Raw genomic sequence first — 13342 nt, forward strand, 5'->3', positions numbered from 1 at the left:
CTTGTTAAGTGTGAAGTGACCCCTTCAGGTTTTTATCTTTTTGAAATGCGTAATTCATAAAAAATGCTTTAGCTCGTTTTATTCTTCTTCTTCTGCCAGGCAATGTAGCTGTCATACATCTGAAGCGCCTGCTTCATCTGCTTATCCGTGACCTTGGAACGGTCCTTCAAAATGCTGGACATTTGCACCAGCTGCGCGTCCAGGATCTTGGGATCGTTGAAGCGGCTTTGGCTGACCGGCGTCTTGGACTTTGATGCCCGGACGCTTTCCCTGAACATGAGAAGGGTGAAGCTTTGTCTTTTCTGGTTCGGCACCTGCTTGACGTGCTCCTGCATCTGCTCGAACATCTGAAACATCTCCTTGGAGCGCTTGCGGTAGTAGAATACGCCGCCAACAATAGCGCCTACCAGGATAATGCCAATAATAATCCAAACCGTTGAATCCATGAGTGACCTCCCTGTTGTGTTTATAATAGAATTTTAAGCAATTCAGACCGGAATTGCACGTCTTTTTTATGATTTAAATATTAAGATTCTATAACGGGTTGGGAAAATAGGGGTGGGGGAGGGTGACCATCGGCAAAAAAGAAAAATACTTTGTGGCATTTGGCATTCCAATTTTTTCACATTTTATAAAACATAAACTTCTGCCGATGGTCCCATATCCACAAAATTTTTCAAAAAAAGTTAACATAATTTATGAATACATATTAAGCGCGTGGGTAAACATGCTGATAAGCAATTTTTAACAATGTCAAAAGCGGCGCTTGATGTTTGCTATTTAATTAACTAATTGGAAGGTGTACAGCGTTTTTGTCCTTATCTTCATTTTATAAAATTATTTGTAAGTTCGTGTATTAATATGCATTATATATCCATTTCCCAGCATTGTTATTAGTTTTGCGATACCTGCGCTTTATTTGTACGATCCACGGTTTAGCGCTTATTCAATGGATTGATTACAATAGAAAATCTGGAAAGCGTCGCGACATGACATTTAGAGGAGGGTTACTTATGACGTATCTGGAAAGAGCAATTGAGAGCATCAAAGCAAGGAATTCTCACGAACCGGAATTTATTCAGGCCGTCGAAGAGGTTTTTCACTCCATTGCGCCGGTGCTGGAGCAGCATCCTGAGTTTGAGAAGGCCAATATATTGGAAAGGATGGCCGAGCCTGAACGCACCATTATTTTCAGGGTGCCGTGGACCAATGATAAGGGTGAGCTGATTGTCAACCGCGGTTACAGGATCCAGTTTAACGGGGTCAGGGGACCGTATAAAGGCGGCTTTCGCTTCCATCCCTCAGTTAATCTGAGCATCCTCAAGTTTCTTGGCTTTGAGCAGACCTTCAAGAACGCGCTGACCGGCCGGCCTATTGGCGGTGGCAAGGGCGGAGCGGACTTTGACCCGAAGGGAAAGAGCGACGCGGAAGTCATGCGCTTCTGCCAGAGCTTTATGACGGAGCTGTTCCGGCACATAGGCCCGGATGTGGACGTCCCGGCGGGGGATATTGGCGTTGGGGCCAGGGAAATTGGCTATCTCTTTGGACAGTACCGCAGGCTGAAGGGCGCTTATGAAGCCGGCGTCCTGACGGGCAAGCATGTCATTTACGGCGGGGCCCTGGGCCGCAAGGAAGCGACGGGCTTTGGACTGCTTTACTTTACAAAGGCCATGTTTGACCAGAACCTCATAGAGCTGGCGGGCAAGACGGCGATCATCTCAGGCTCCGGCAACGTGGCGCTGTATACCGCGGTCAAGGCCCAGGAATTTGGCGTCAAGATTCTTGCGATGAGCGACTCTGCCGGCTATGTCTATGATCCGGCCGGGATTGACGTCAAAGCCATGATTGACCTGAAGGAAGTGCGCCATGGGCGGATCAAGGAATATCTCGAGGATCATCCGAGCGCTAAATATGTGGAAGGACTCAGGAAGATCTGGGGCGTGAAGTGCGACATTGCTTTCCCATGCGCGACCCAGAACGACATTGACCTGGAAAGCGCCAAGATGCTTGTTGCGAACGGGGTGCTCGCGGTTTGCGAGGGCGCCAACATGCCGACTACCTATGAGGCCATGACTTACCTGATGGACAAGGGTGTGCTGCTGACGCCGGCAAAGGCCAGCAATGCGGGCGGCGTGGCGATTTCCGCGGTGGAAATGACCCAGAACTCCATGCGCCAGAGTATGACCTTTGAGGAAGTGGACACGATCCTGAAGACGATTATGAATAATATTTACAGGGATTCGCTGAATGCGTCGATCAAGTATGGCTACGGCCATGACCTGGTGGCAGGGGCGAATATTGTGAGCTTCCTCAGGATTGCAGAGTCTATGATGCTGCAAGGGGATTATTGATTGGGGACAGGGACTTATGGTGAGGGACAGGGACTCGTGGTGGGGGACAGGGACTTATGGTGGGGGACTGGGACGAACCGGGAAATGTGGCTTTTGAATGGGCGCAGGCACACAAAAAAAATACAAAGACTATGCCGATGGTCACGAAAACAATCTTAATTTGTTAAAAGCAAACAGTTTTCCATGTAAATTTTGAGGTATTTATGGCATGAGACGTTTTTGCAGATTGCCATCAAAAAGGAAGTGTCCCCAATGAACAAATCCACTTTCCATACAGACATATCAGCCATCCTTCTGAGCCTCCTACTCCTATGCCTCCTCCTCGCAACCATCACCCCCCTAACCGCCTGCACAAAAGCCACCAACCCACTCTCCATCAAACCAGAAATCCTCGAATACTCCCCCTACATGTCCTCGACCCCCGGCATCCCCCTCGAAGCGGTATTCACCAGAGACCTGAAAAACAAGAATTACGTCTACCATTGGTCCACTGAAGAAGGCACCTTCCTCAAATGGCACAACATTTCGGTGGGGAGGGGGCGCGTCGAGACGCTGGGAAATGACATCAAAACCAACGAACACAAGGTCTTCTGGTCGGTGGATCCAAATCATGAAATCGACGCCAAGGCCTTCAAAGTGCTGCTCACCATTGAGGCGCTGGATACCGGGAAGGTAGTATACGAGACCAGCCTTGAGATCAGGCAAGAACAGCCAGGCTATTTCGAGATTGAAGAATAGCGAACAAACGAAAACTCAGAAAACAAAAATCAGAGCGCCTGCCGATGGTTATTGTGAATCACGTGACCATCGGCAGGCATTTTTTTGAGAAAGTACATTCGTTGACTTTGTTATCAAATCGTATTATACTTTTGATATATATATTTACCATACTGGTAAATATTTTTAGAGGTGATTGTTTGCACATAACTTATAAGACAAAAACACTCGAAAAGGAATGTATAGACATATCTAAAGCAACAAGGTCATATGGGTTAAATTGCGCTAGAATTTTACATAGACGCATACGTGAGCTTAAAGCTTCTGAATCTGTCGAGGAAATGATTCAGCACAAAATTGGCAGATGTCATGCTTTAAAAGGTAATTATGACGGAAAGTATGCATTAGACTTGGAACACCCTTTTAGGCTTATTCTTGAACGTGTAAGTTCGAATGATACCACTTGTGGCATTCAAATTGTCTTACTTTTGGAGGTGAAAGACTACCATGGCCAATAAACTTGATATTATTGCAATCCCCCCTGGCGAAACCATAAAGGAGATGCTGGAAGATCGCTGCATTAGCCAATTGGAATTTGCGGAGCGTATGGGATCCAGCACGAAGTTTATCAGTCAGCTCATCAATGGCAAAGTGGCCTTGACGCATCAAACCGCTTTAAAGCTTGAAAGCGTTCTTGGCGTACCTGCACGATTCTGGAATAACCTTGAATCTCTTTATCAAGAGGACCTGGCAAAACTTAAACAACAGAGCGAACTTGAGGCGGAGGCGTCAATTGTTAAATCATTTCCATATGCAGATATGGCAAATAAAAACTGGGTAAAACAAACTAAAAAACCTGCAGAACGCGTTGAAGAGTTAAGAGGATTTTACGAAGTCGCCTCCCTCAAAAACATTAAAAATATTAATAAATTATCCACTGTGTTCAGAAAAGTTGATCACGGAAAAGCTTCAGAATATGCGTTATCAGCTTGGCTTCAGAAAGGTTTTCTCGAAGGAAGAGACATACAAACGAGAGATTTCAATAAAAGGCGTTTAATTTCTGTATTGCCGCAAATCCGGGCTTTGGCAAATGAATCACCACAAGACTTCATACCAAAATTATCAAAATTATTGAGTGATTGCGGTGTTGCGCTTATTTTTCTACCTCACCTCAAAAACACTTATGCCCACGGCGCTACTGTTTGGATGAGCAAGCAGAAAGCCTTCATCATACTTTCCATAAGAGGAAAAGACGCAGACAAATTTTGGTTTAGCTTATTCCATGAAATTGGACATTTGGTTTTACACGAGAAAGATTCAACCTTTATTCAATATGATGAAGAAAACCTTCGGGATAGCCACGAAACAGAAGCAGACCATTTTGCTTCGAATTCACTTATTCCTCAGTCTGTTTATCATGAATTTGTTTCAGAAGGAAACTTTTCAGAAGATAAAGTAAACTCTTTTGCTGACAAAATTTCAATTCCTGCCGGTATTGTAGTTGGACGCTTACAGCATGACCAAAGGATCAAATTCAATCAACTGAATCATTTAAAAGTAAAATATGAATGGGCAGAAGTAGACGACACACTAATTTTTGAATAGCCTATGTTGATTCAAGAAAAATAACATCTATTCAATTTTACTTTCATAAATTACCAAAATCCCAAATCGAGGTGAGCATCTTGGTGGAAGCGGAAATCATCAAACTCGAAAAGAAAATGGTGGTGCGAAAGGTAGAAAGCAGAGATCTCGAGCAGATCATTGCGCTGCAGAAGCTGTGCTTTCCAGATCTTGAGCCGTGGCGCATCGAGCAGCTCCAGAGCCATCTGGACGTTTTTCCCGATGGTCAGATCTGCGCAGAATATGACGGGGCCATCATAGGTTCAAGCTCAAGCCTGATCCTGAACTACGACGAGTATTACAACAAAAACAACTGGGACGAAATCACCGACAAAGGCTACATCACCAACCACAACCCGGAAGGGGACAATCTTTACGGCATTGAGGTCATGGTGCATCCGGACTTCAGGGACATGAAGATTGGCCAGCGCCTCTACGACGCCCGCAAAGCCCTGGCAGAACGGCTGAACCTCAGGAGCATCCTCATAGGCACCAAAATCCCCAATTACGTGAAATATGCCGAGGAAATGACCCCGGCCAAATACGTCCAGGAGGTCATGGCCCAGAACATCTACGACCCCAACCTGACCTTCCAGCTGAACAACGGCTTTGTCATCAAGCAAATCGTTAAAAAATACGCGACAGCGGACAAGTCCGTTCCCGAATACTCCACCATCACCGAATGGAACAATATTGAGTATCAGCACGTGGCCAAACACCTGTACAAGACGGCTTTCCCCGTCAGGATCTGCGTCATCCAGTACATGATGAAAAAAATTGACAGCTTTGAAGAATTCATTCAGCAGTGCGAATATTACATTGACGTGGCCCACAATTACAAGTCGGACTTTGTCGTGTTTCCAGAGATTTTTACCGCCCAGCTGCTGTCGTTTCTTGAGATGGAGACCCCCAGCCTGTCCGCCAAAAAACTGGCGACCTTCACAGAGCCCTATGTTGCCGCCATGCTGAGCTTCGCCGTCAAATACAACGTCAATATTATTGGCGGCTCCCACTACGCGGAGGAGAACGGCAAAGTGTACAACATTGCGTACCTCTTCAGGCGGGACGGCACCTATGAGAAGCAGTACAAGATCCACGTGACCCCGAACGAGAAGCACCTGTGGCAGATCTCCAGCGGCGACGAGCTCAAGGTCTTTAGCACCGACTGCGGGAAAATCGCCATCCTGATCTGTTACGACATTGATTTCCCGGAGCTGGCGCGCCTCGTGACAGACAGAGGGGCGAACATCATTTTCACGCCGTTCAACACGGACGAGCGCCAGGGCTATATGCGGGTGCGGTACTGCGCCCAGGCCAGGGCGGTGGAAAATCAGGTGTACACGGTGATCGCCGGAACCGTGGGCAACCTGACCCACGTAGAGCACCTCGACATTCAGTATGCCCAGTCTGCCATCTTCACCCCGTCGGACTTTTCCTTCCCGCGGGACGGGATCATGGCCGAATGCACCCCCAACATTGAAATGGTCATTGTGGGCGACGTGGACCTCGAGCTGCTGAAGCGCACCAGGAAGTCCGGCACGGTGACCCAGCTGAAGAGCCGCCGGACGGACCTCTATGCCATAAAAGAGATGACGTAGTACCCCATAAAAAACAAAGCGCCTGCCGATGGTCACATGACCACCAGCAGGCGCTTAAGTTTTTGAGTTTTGAAAACGCCATTTCACCTTTCCCCGCGGCGCACCGCTTTTTTCTCGTGCCGCCCATAGAAAAGATAATAAAACACTGCCGCCGCGAAAATCACCCCGGTCATGCTCAGGTACGTCGCCCGATAGCCGACCCCCGCGATTAATGTCCCAAGAATATAAGGGCCAGCCCCCAGCCCAAGCTCCAGGAAGATGAAATAGGTCGACGTAGCCACCGAGATCCGCGGCCCCGGCACTCTGCTGATTGCCAGGGTCTGCGCTATGGACGTGAAGTTGCCATAGCCAAAGCCTATGATTGCCGCCGCCAGAAGGAGAACCATGCCGTGCCAGGCCTGGCTCAGCAGGGCCATGCCCGCTATATAGGCCAGGAGGGCAGGGTAGGCCACGAGGTTCGCGCCCCGAACGTCCATAGCCCGCCCCATAAAGGGCCGCGTCAGGATGATGGCCACGGCGTACACCATAAAATAGAGGCTCGCCGCCCACACCATGTCGATTGCCTTCGCGTACAAGGTGATGAACGAAAGTATGCTGGAATAGGCGAACGCCATGAGCAGGATCACCAGCGCTATGGGGAGCGCGGTGGGCTCGAAGGTGTCAAACAGAAAACTTACCACTCTGCCTCGTCGAGGCTGAGCGCATTCGCCTGAGTCCGTCCCCAAACCCGCAACAGCCTCGTCCTCACCACGCTCCACCGGCAAAAATGGTGCGCGTGGTGTCTTGATCCCAAACGAAAGCCCCAGACTCACCAGGCTCATAGCCAGCGCAAACGCGAAAACAACGCCCAGACCAGCGCTCTGGATCATAAAGATGCCAAGAAACGGCCCCAGCGCCGTGGACAGCACCGAGGCGGTACTGAAATAGCCAATCCCCTCAGCGCGCCTGGATAGAGGAATCATAAACGCGACTAAAGTCGCAGAGGCATTGAGGGTAATTCCTGTAGACATGCCGTGAAGAAACCGGATCCCCAGCAGCAGCGGAATATTGACCGCAAAATAATACAGCCCAGACCCAATGGTAAACAACACAAGTCCAAGATAAAGAGTGCGCTTGCTCCCAATTCTGACCATGAGATTGCTGGTGAGAATCCTGCCGGAGAGGGCGCCTATGATGAAGATCCCGGTGACAAGACCGGCCATGCTCTCGGAGACATTAAAAGCACTTGCAGCATAAGAAGCCATGGTCACCATTAAGAGGTAAAAGACCAGGGCAACGAGGAAAAATATTGTGGAAATCGTTATGAAATCTCGGGTCCAAAGGCGTTCTCGTGTCATGTCGGGCTCCTGTCAGGATAAAGTATTAGAGACAGTATAGCACACCTGACAGGATTTTAAAGTGGTGACGCAGGGTAGTGACGCAGGATAGTCACATGCGACTAAGCGGGGGAAATAGTGCAGGATTCCTTTCTCCCCCTTCCTATTTCCAGCTTCTTTCAGCCTTCAAACCTCAAACTTTATAAACCCCACCCCCACGCCCCCGTCTTCACAATTTCTTTAAAATTGAGGTGTACAATAAATCATCCAGTAATAATCAGGTTTTCAACTTTTCCAGGCAAATAATCAATTAAAGCCGCAAAGGATGGATCGTTTATGAATAAAAAGCTCATTAAAATTTTAATCGCATTTGCGGTCATAGCCGCCGTAGGGTATGGCGGCTACGCGTATTTCACAGGAAAAGACCAGGCCGAGGTCCCCGTCCAGACCTACAGAGAAGTCACTGTGAAGCAGGGCGACATCAGCATCAGCTTCGACTCGGAAGGGGCTGCCGAGCTCTCCGTGACCACGCTTAAGTTTCCTGTTTCCGGCCAGCTCAGCGAAGTCAGGGTCGCCCCTGGCGCCCATGTCCTTGCAGGCGAAGTCCTTGCGGTACTGGAAGACGACGCCCTCGCCGCCAAGCTCGACGCCGCCAGGCTCAGCTATAGCCAGGCCGTGGTCAGACTGGAAAAGACAAAGGACCAGTACGCCTCCAGCCTCGTCAGCGAACGGGCGAAGCTCGAAGCCCTCAGCTTCCAGCTTGAGAACGCCCGCCGGGATTACGAGTCCATGGCGGCCATTCCAGAAGCCTTCCCGGCCTATGATGTGGAGACTAAGCGCCTCGCCTACGAGAACGCCAAGGTCGCCTATGACGCTGCCGCTTCGTCTTATGCCCAGCTCACCAAAGGCAGCCAGGACGTCAGCCTGGACCAGCTCGGCGTCCAGCAAGCCGCCGCTGCGGTGGAAGAAGCACAGCGCGCCATCTCCGACCTCTCCCTCAAGGCCCCTGCCGATGGTCTCGTGCTCACCCTAGGCAGCAAAGTCGGCGAAACCGTTTCAAGCACCTCTGATTTCGTTCAGCTGGGGGATCCGGCCGGTCTGTCCATTGCTTCCCTGGTGTCGGAGCTCGACATTGCCTCCGTAGAGCTTGGCCAGCTGGCAGAGGTAGAGTTCGAGGCGCTGGAAGGCCAGAGCTTCAAAGGCCAGGTGCTTTCAATCGATCCAGTTGCTCAAACGAACGCCTCGGGCCTGATCAACTACACCGTCAGAATTACGCTCGACGAGTTAAGCGACAAAGTCATGGACGGCATGACCTGTAGCGTCTCCTACATCCTCCGCAAAAAGGAAAACGTTCTCATCATACCTAATGCTTCCGTCAAAATGGTTGACGGCAAGCAGACGGTAGAAGTGAAGACTGAGGCTGGGGAGATCATGGCAAAGCAGGTCAGCACCGGCCTGACGGACGGCTTTAATGTCGAAGTCCTCAGCGGTCTTGAAGCCGGGGAAGTCGTTTTGATCCGGCAAAACTGAGAAGCGGGGGGTGATGAATTTTGAGTCTGTATGAAATCTTCAGAGCTGTTTTCACCAACCTGCGCGCGAATAAATTCAGGGTGTTTTTAACGGCCCTGGGCATCATTGTGGGCTCGCTGACCATCATTCTGGTGGTGGGCATAGGCCGGGGCAGCCAGGCGTCTGTTGAAGAGCAGTTCGCAAAGCTGAACGCCGGCACCATCTATGTCATGCCGTCACAGGGCAGCACCTCCCGGGTCGCACTTGAGCCTGAGGACCTTCTGCTGATCAAGGACAACGCGCCCAGTGTTGCTGCCGCCACTATCTCCGTGAACGGCAAAGCCAGTGTCAGCTTTTATCAATCCGCTTACGACAGCAGCGTCATAGGTGTACTGGACGACTTCCAGCCACTGAACAACATTGTGATGACCTATGGTGAGTTTATCCGCTACGGGGACAGTGAAAGCAAGAACAGAACCGCTGTCCTGGGCAGTGACCTGGCAGAGCTCCTCTTTGAGGGGGATGCCAGCATGGCGGTGGGCAGCACCATTACCATTGCGAACAGGCGGTTTGAGGTTATTGGCGTCATGCAGCGTCTGGGAGACGCCACTCAAGGGGTCAATATTGACGAATCGGTACTCATACCTTATGAAACGGCGGTCAAATACGTGGTCGGCAGCGACGTCAAGCCCAGGATCACCGCCCTGGCCAGCGACGTGGATCAGGTCCAGGGGGCCATCAACGAAATCAGAAGCATCCTCTATACACAATATGGCAGTGACGCCAGCGACTTTCAGGTCAGGGACGCGGGCAGCCGCCTGGTCGTGGCTCAGGATTCCGCCAGGACCATGTCTATATTATTGGTCAGCATTGCAGTAATTGTACTCGTGGTCGGAGGGATTGGGATCATGAACGTCCTGTTCGTCTCCATCAAGGAGCGCACAAAGGAGATTGGGATCCTGAAGGCCTTGGGGGCAAAACGCAGGGATATTTTGCTGCAGTTCCTGATCGAGTCCATGCTGATCAGCACCGCAGGGGGACTGATAGGCATTGCGCTGGGCTTTGTGGCAATGCCGCTCATGGCTTATATTGAGATTCGGACTATCCCGTCTATATATGGCAATGTTTTGGCACTGTTTTTTTCCATTGCGACCGGGACCTTCTTTGGGTATTATCCGGCGCTGAAGGCCGCAAGTCTGAGGCCTATTGAAGCACTGAGCTACGAATAGATTAAGGGGGAATTAGCGTGAAAAGGATAATTATGACAGTGATGGTTTTGAGTGTGGCGCTTGTGATGGGGGCGTGCTCGGGACCATCGGCAGAAAGCACTGGGGAAAGCAGTACAGCAGGCCAGGAGACGGCCGCTGCAACGCTGCCCGCATCACCTGAAAGAACGGCTGAGATTTACGGAAAAGTGACCAAGATCATAGGCAACGAGGTGACCTTGTCCGTGGCGGTGGCTCAAGTGGCCACCGAGGAGCTGACGGAGGAGGAGAAGGCTGAAAAGCAAGCCGCCATGCAGAGCCTCAGTGTTGAGGAGCGGCAAAAGCTCAAGGATGAACAGATCCAGTTCACTGGGGAGAAAAAGACCGTCATCATTCCCGTGGGCACGCCCATCACTGCTGGGGGCTCAGGCACCGGAACGAGCAGCGAGGGTCTGACCCCGGAGGCGTCTGTGCTGACGGAGGTGGCGCTGGCGGAGATCGTTGAGGGCACCATGCTTAAAATCTGGCTGGCAGAAGGGAGTGAAGGGACGGAGTTGATCGCGGAGTATACGCGGGTGCTTCAGTTCCTGCAGTGATGAAAGCGTTTGGGATGGATTTTGGCAGCGCCAGTGGTTCAAGGGGTTCAAGGGATTCCATGGGCTCCGGCAGCACTGGTGATCCCGCTTCAGAAAAACCCATCATTTCCCTAAAGGACATCACCAAGGTCTACAAAATGGGCAAACAATCGCTCAAGGTTCTGGACGGCGTTTCCTTCGAGGTGGAGAAAGGGGACTTCATAGCCATTCTGGGGCCCTCCGGCTCTGGGAAGTCCACGCTGATGAACATCATGGGCTGCATTGACATTGCCACCGAAGGGGAATACGTCCTGGACGGAAAGAATATCAAGGCCCGCAACGAGGATGAGCTGGCGGTCATTCGCAACCAGAAGATTGGGTTTATTTTTCAGAAGTTCAATTTGCTGATGAAATACACGGCACTGCACAACACGGAGATTCCGCTGATCCTGCGGGGCGTCAGCCGTAAGGAGGCCAGGGAGCGGGCTATGTCCATGCTCGCCGCGGTTGGCCTTGAGGACCGCGTCGACCACAAGCCCACGGAGCTTTCTGGCGGACAGCAGCAGCGCGTCGCCATTGCCAGGGCTCTGGTGGGGGCGCCAGATCTGCTTCTCGCAGACGAGCCCACGGGCAACCTGGACTCGAAGTCCGGCCAGGAAATCATGGCCCTCTTTGAGCAGCTTCACAAGGACGGACACACCATAGTGCTCATCACCCACGACCTGAATGTGGCAAGGCGCGCCAAGCGCATCCTTCATGTCAGAGATGGCAAGATTTTGGAGGATGAGCGGGTTGGGGAAAATGTACCAAGTGAAGAAAGGGTGCAGTGACGGGAAGGCGCCATCAGGAAAAAGGGACAATGGGTGCAGCCGCAGGTTAGCTTTTCCTTAAGCGAATTTTAATTGATATTAATTATCATTTAATGTTGCCAATTTAATCAATCCGGGTATAAATCACCCATCAGAGGAGACGAACTGCAGATACATTTGGACGCTTAGGCTGCAGGGATCCAGGGGCGTAACCGGCTGAACCATTAAGTTATTGGGGTTGAGGTTATGCCAAAATCTATGGATAGACTATTGTGGCTACAGCTGATCGGTATAGCGGCCTTCAATAAAGTCGACTATCTCATGACGCTGGAAGCCCTGGAACGCGGCTATAAAGAAGCGAATCCATTACTGGCCTCCATGGTAGGCACTTTTCAGTTTCCGCTGGTGAAGCTGTTATTGGTGCCGCTGCTTTTGATTTTTATGTGGCAGATGCGCCACCGGATTGGCAAGTCCCTGGTGACGCTGACCTGGGTGCCGTTTACGGCTTATTCAATGGTTGTGCTGTATCACAGGAGTATATTGTTTTAGAATTTCAAGCCCCCGGCAGTTGAACCGGGGGCTTTCCATAGACGTCAGCATCCACTGCATTTGTTTGATAGCGTTGCGATCGTGCTCATATTATGATAAAATTATGATATAAATCTTTTCGAGGAGGCTGTGTCATGTTACAAATTAGACCAATCTCTGATTTGCGTAACAAATTTACAGAAATAGAAAGTGTTGTTAAAGAAGGCGAGCCAGTCTATCTTACTAAAAACGGCTATGGTGCTATGGTCGTAATGAGTTTGGAAAAGTTTGCTGAATTGACAGATGAGTTGGAATTTAAACTGGATGAAGCTGATAAGTCTGCTGATTTAGATAAAAAAAGAGTGACACATGACGAGATGTTCGATCAGCTTCGGAGACATATCAATGGCAAATAATTATGGAATAAGGTATTTACCTTTGTTTTATCAGGATTTCCTTGAAGTCCTGGATTACATCAGGTATAAACTGAATAATCCAGAAGCTGCCGAAAAACTTATAATCGATGTTGAAGAAGCCATATTAAACCGGATGAGTAACCCTGAAAGTTTTGAAATTTTCAGATCTACACGCGAAAGAAAATATCCTTATTATAGAATCTATATCAAAAATTTTGTCATTTTCTATGTAGTCATTGATGATGATCTTCGAGATAAAAAACCAGATGATAGTAAAACAAAAATTGTTGAAATAAGGAGAATTCTTTATAATAAAAGCGATTATAAGGATAGACTTTAGCACTCCGCAGCTCGTAAGCTATTGTCCTTAAAAAATAATTTTAGGGGCTGTTGCATAATAGTCCCCAATAGAAGGGACAGATGGAAATCAATTTTTGATGACCATCTGTCTTTTTTAGTTCAAAAAAATTAATCAGGACCGGCTCCAAGAGCCAGTCCCGATAGGGTATAATTGATTTATGCAGAACCAAATAACCCTAAATCATAATACCCCGAAAGTCCACTTTTGGCAACTGCCTATGAATTTTAGTGTGGGCACATTAATACCAGAAGATAGCAAGGTCAGACTGGCGTGCAAAATTATCGAAAGGATGGATTTAAGCACAATATCAAGCACCAAGCCTCAAAAAGGCAGA

13 protein-coding genes are annotated in these 13342 nt (G+C 49.5%); 11 read left to right on the top strand and 2 right to left on the bottom strand.

The features are described 5' to 3' along the window. Positions 1-68: 68 nt before the first annotated feature. Positions 69-446: a hypothetical protein gene (locus tag BLP63_RS15090; RefSeq protein WP_092593035.1), complete on the bottom strand. Its 378-nt coding sequence runs from the start codon at positions 444-446 to the stop codon at positions 69-71. Between the two features lie 567 nt (positions 447-1013). Here BLP63_RS15090 and gdhA point away from each other — a divergent pair. The 4 genes from gdhA (at position 1014) to BLP63_RS15120 (ending at position 6289) form a co-directional block, all read left to right on the top strand. Continuing rightward, positions 1014-2351, top strand: a complete 1338-nt coding sequence (gene gdhA, locus BLP63_RS15100; protein ID WP_092593039.1) for an NADP-specific glutamate dehydrogenase — start codon at positions 1014-1016, stop codon at positions 2349-2351. A gap of 252 nt (positions 2352-2603) precedes the next feature. Continuing rightward, positions 2604-3089, top strand: a complete 486-nt coding sequence (locus tag BLP63_RS15105; RefSeq protein WP_139159853.1) for a hypothetical protein — start codon at positions 2604-2606, stop codon at positions 3087-3089. A gap of 486 nt (positions 3090-3575) precedes the next feature. Beyond that, complete coding sequence (locus BLP63_RS15115; protein WP_092593045.1) at positions 3576-4673, top strand: ImmA/IrrE family metallo-endopeptidase; 1098 nt, start codon at positions 3576-3578, stop codon at positions 4671-4673. A gap of 83 nt (positions 4674-4756) precedes the next feature. After that, positions 4757-6289 (top strand): bifunctional GNAT family N-acetyltransferase/carbon-nitrogen hydrolase family protein, encoded by a 1533-nt coding sequence (locus BLP63_RS15120; RefSeq protein WP_242870940.1) that lies wholly within the window; start codon positions 4757-4759, stop codon positions 6287-6289. A gap of 83 nt (positions 6290-6372) precedes the next feature. Here BLP63_RS15120 and BLP63_RS15125 read toward each other — a convergent pair whose 3' ends face one another. Then, a complete protein-coding gene (locus tag BLP63_RS15125) occupies positions 6373-7626 on the bottom strand; it encodes an MFS transporter (RefSeq protein WP_092593049.1) in 1254 nt (417 codons plus the stop codon). Positions 7627-7941: 315 nt separating this feature from the next. Here BLP63_RS15125 and BLP63_RS15130 point away from each other — a divergent pair, with 315 nt between their 5' ends. The 7 genes from BLP63_RS15130 to BLP63_RS15160 all read left to right on the top strand — a co-directional run bounded on the left by BLP63_RS15130 (position 7942) and on the right by BLP63_RS15160 (position 12987). Further along, the gene (locus BLP63_RS15130) at positions 7942-9135 is read left to right on the top strand and encodes an efflux RND transporter periplasmic adaptor subunit (protein WP_092593051.1); all 1194 of its coding nucleotides are present in this window, start codon (positions 7942-7944) and stop codon (positions 9133-9135) included. Positions 9136-9155: 20 nt separating this feature from the next. Continuing rightward, positions 9156-10343 (top strand): ABC transporter permease, encoded by a 1188-nt coding sequence (locus tag BLP63_RS15135; protein ID WP_092593053.1) that lies wholly within the window; start codon positions 9156-9158, stop codon positions 10341-10343. A 17-nt stretch (positions 10344-10360) separates the two neighbouring features. Beyond that, on the top strand, positions 10361-10915 hold the full coding sequence (locus tag BLP63_RS15140) for a hypothetical protein (protein ID WP_092593055.1): 555 nt from the start codon (positions 10361-10363) through the stop codon (positions 10913-10915). 14 nt (positions 10916-10929) lie between these two features. Further along, a complete protein-coding gene (locus BLP63_RS15145; protein ID WP_330387180.1) occupies positions 10930-11724 on the top strand; it encodes an ABC transporter ATP-binding protein in 795 nt (264 codons plus the stop codon). Between the two features lie 225 nt (positions 11725-11949). After that, on the top strand, positions 11950-12252 hold the full coding sequence (locus BLP63_RS15150) for a DUF5658 family protein (protein ID WP_092593057.1): 303 nt from the start codon (positions 11950-11952) through the stop codon (positions 12250-12252). Between the two features lie 134 nt (positions 12253-12386). Then, positions 12387-12647 (top strand): type II toxin-antitoxin system Phd/YefM family antitoxin, encoded by a 261-nt coding sequence (locus tag BLP63_RS15155; RefSeq protein WP_092593059.1) that lies wholly within the window; start codon positions 12387-12389, stop codon positions 12645-12647. Next, complete coding sequence (locus BLP63_RS15160; RefSeq protein ID WP_092593061.1) at positions 12637-12987, top strand: type II toxin-antitoxin system RelE/ParE family toxin; 351 nt, start codon at positions 12637-12639, stop codon at positions 12985-12987. The genes BLP63_RS15155 and BLP63_RS15160 overlap by 11 nt, the downstream gene beginning before the upstream one ends. Positions 12988-13342: the final 355 nt, after the last annotated feature.

It is taken from the genome of Acidaminobacter hydrogenoformans DSM 2784 (assembly GCF_900103005.1).
In the GTDB taxonomy this organism is placed as follows: Bacteria; Bacillota; Clostridia; order Peptostreptococcales; family Acidaminobacteraceae; genus Acidaminobacter; species Acidaminobacter hydrogenoformans.

Coding starts and splice junctions, on each gene's coding strand:
- BLP63_RS15130 (WP_092593051.1), top strand. CDS start 7,942: ATGAATAAAAAGCTCATTAAAATTTTAATCGCATTTGCGGTCATAGCC.
- BLP63_RS15145 (WP_330387180.1), top strand. CDS start 10,930: ATGGATTTTGGCAGCGCCAGTGGTTCAAGGGGTTCAAGGGATTCCATG.
- BLP63_RS15150 (WP_092593057.1), top strand. CDS start 11,950: ATGCCAAAATCTATGGATAGACTATTGTGGCTACAGCTGATCGGTATA.
- gdhA (WP_092593039.1), top strand. CDS start 1,014: ATGACGTATCTGGAAAGAGCAATTGAGAGCATCAAAGCAAGGAATTCT.
- BLP63_RS15125 (WP_092593049.1), bottom strand. CDS start 7,626: ATGACACGAGAACGCCTTTGGACCCGAGATTTCATAACGATTTCCACA.
- BLP63_RS15155 (WP_092593059.1), top strand. CDS start 12,387: ATGTTACAAATTAGACCAATCTCTGATTTGCGTAACAAATTTACAGAA.
- BLP63_RS15115 (WP_092593045.1), top strand. CDS start 3,576: ATGGCCAATAAACTTGATATTATTGCAATCCCCCCTGGCGAAACCATA.
- BLP63_RS15160 (WP_092593061.1), top strand. CDS start 12,637: ATGGCAAATAATTATGGAATAAGGTATTTACCTTTGTTTTATCAGGAT.
- BLP63_RS15090 (WP_092593035.1), bottom strand. CDS start 446: ATGGATTCAACGGTTTGGATTATTATTGGCATTATCCTGGTAGGCGCT.
- BLP63_RS15105 (WP_139159853.1), top strand. CDS start 2,604: ATGAACAAATCCACTTTCCATACAGACATATCAGCCATCCTTCTGAGC.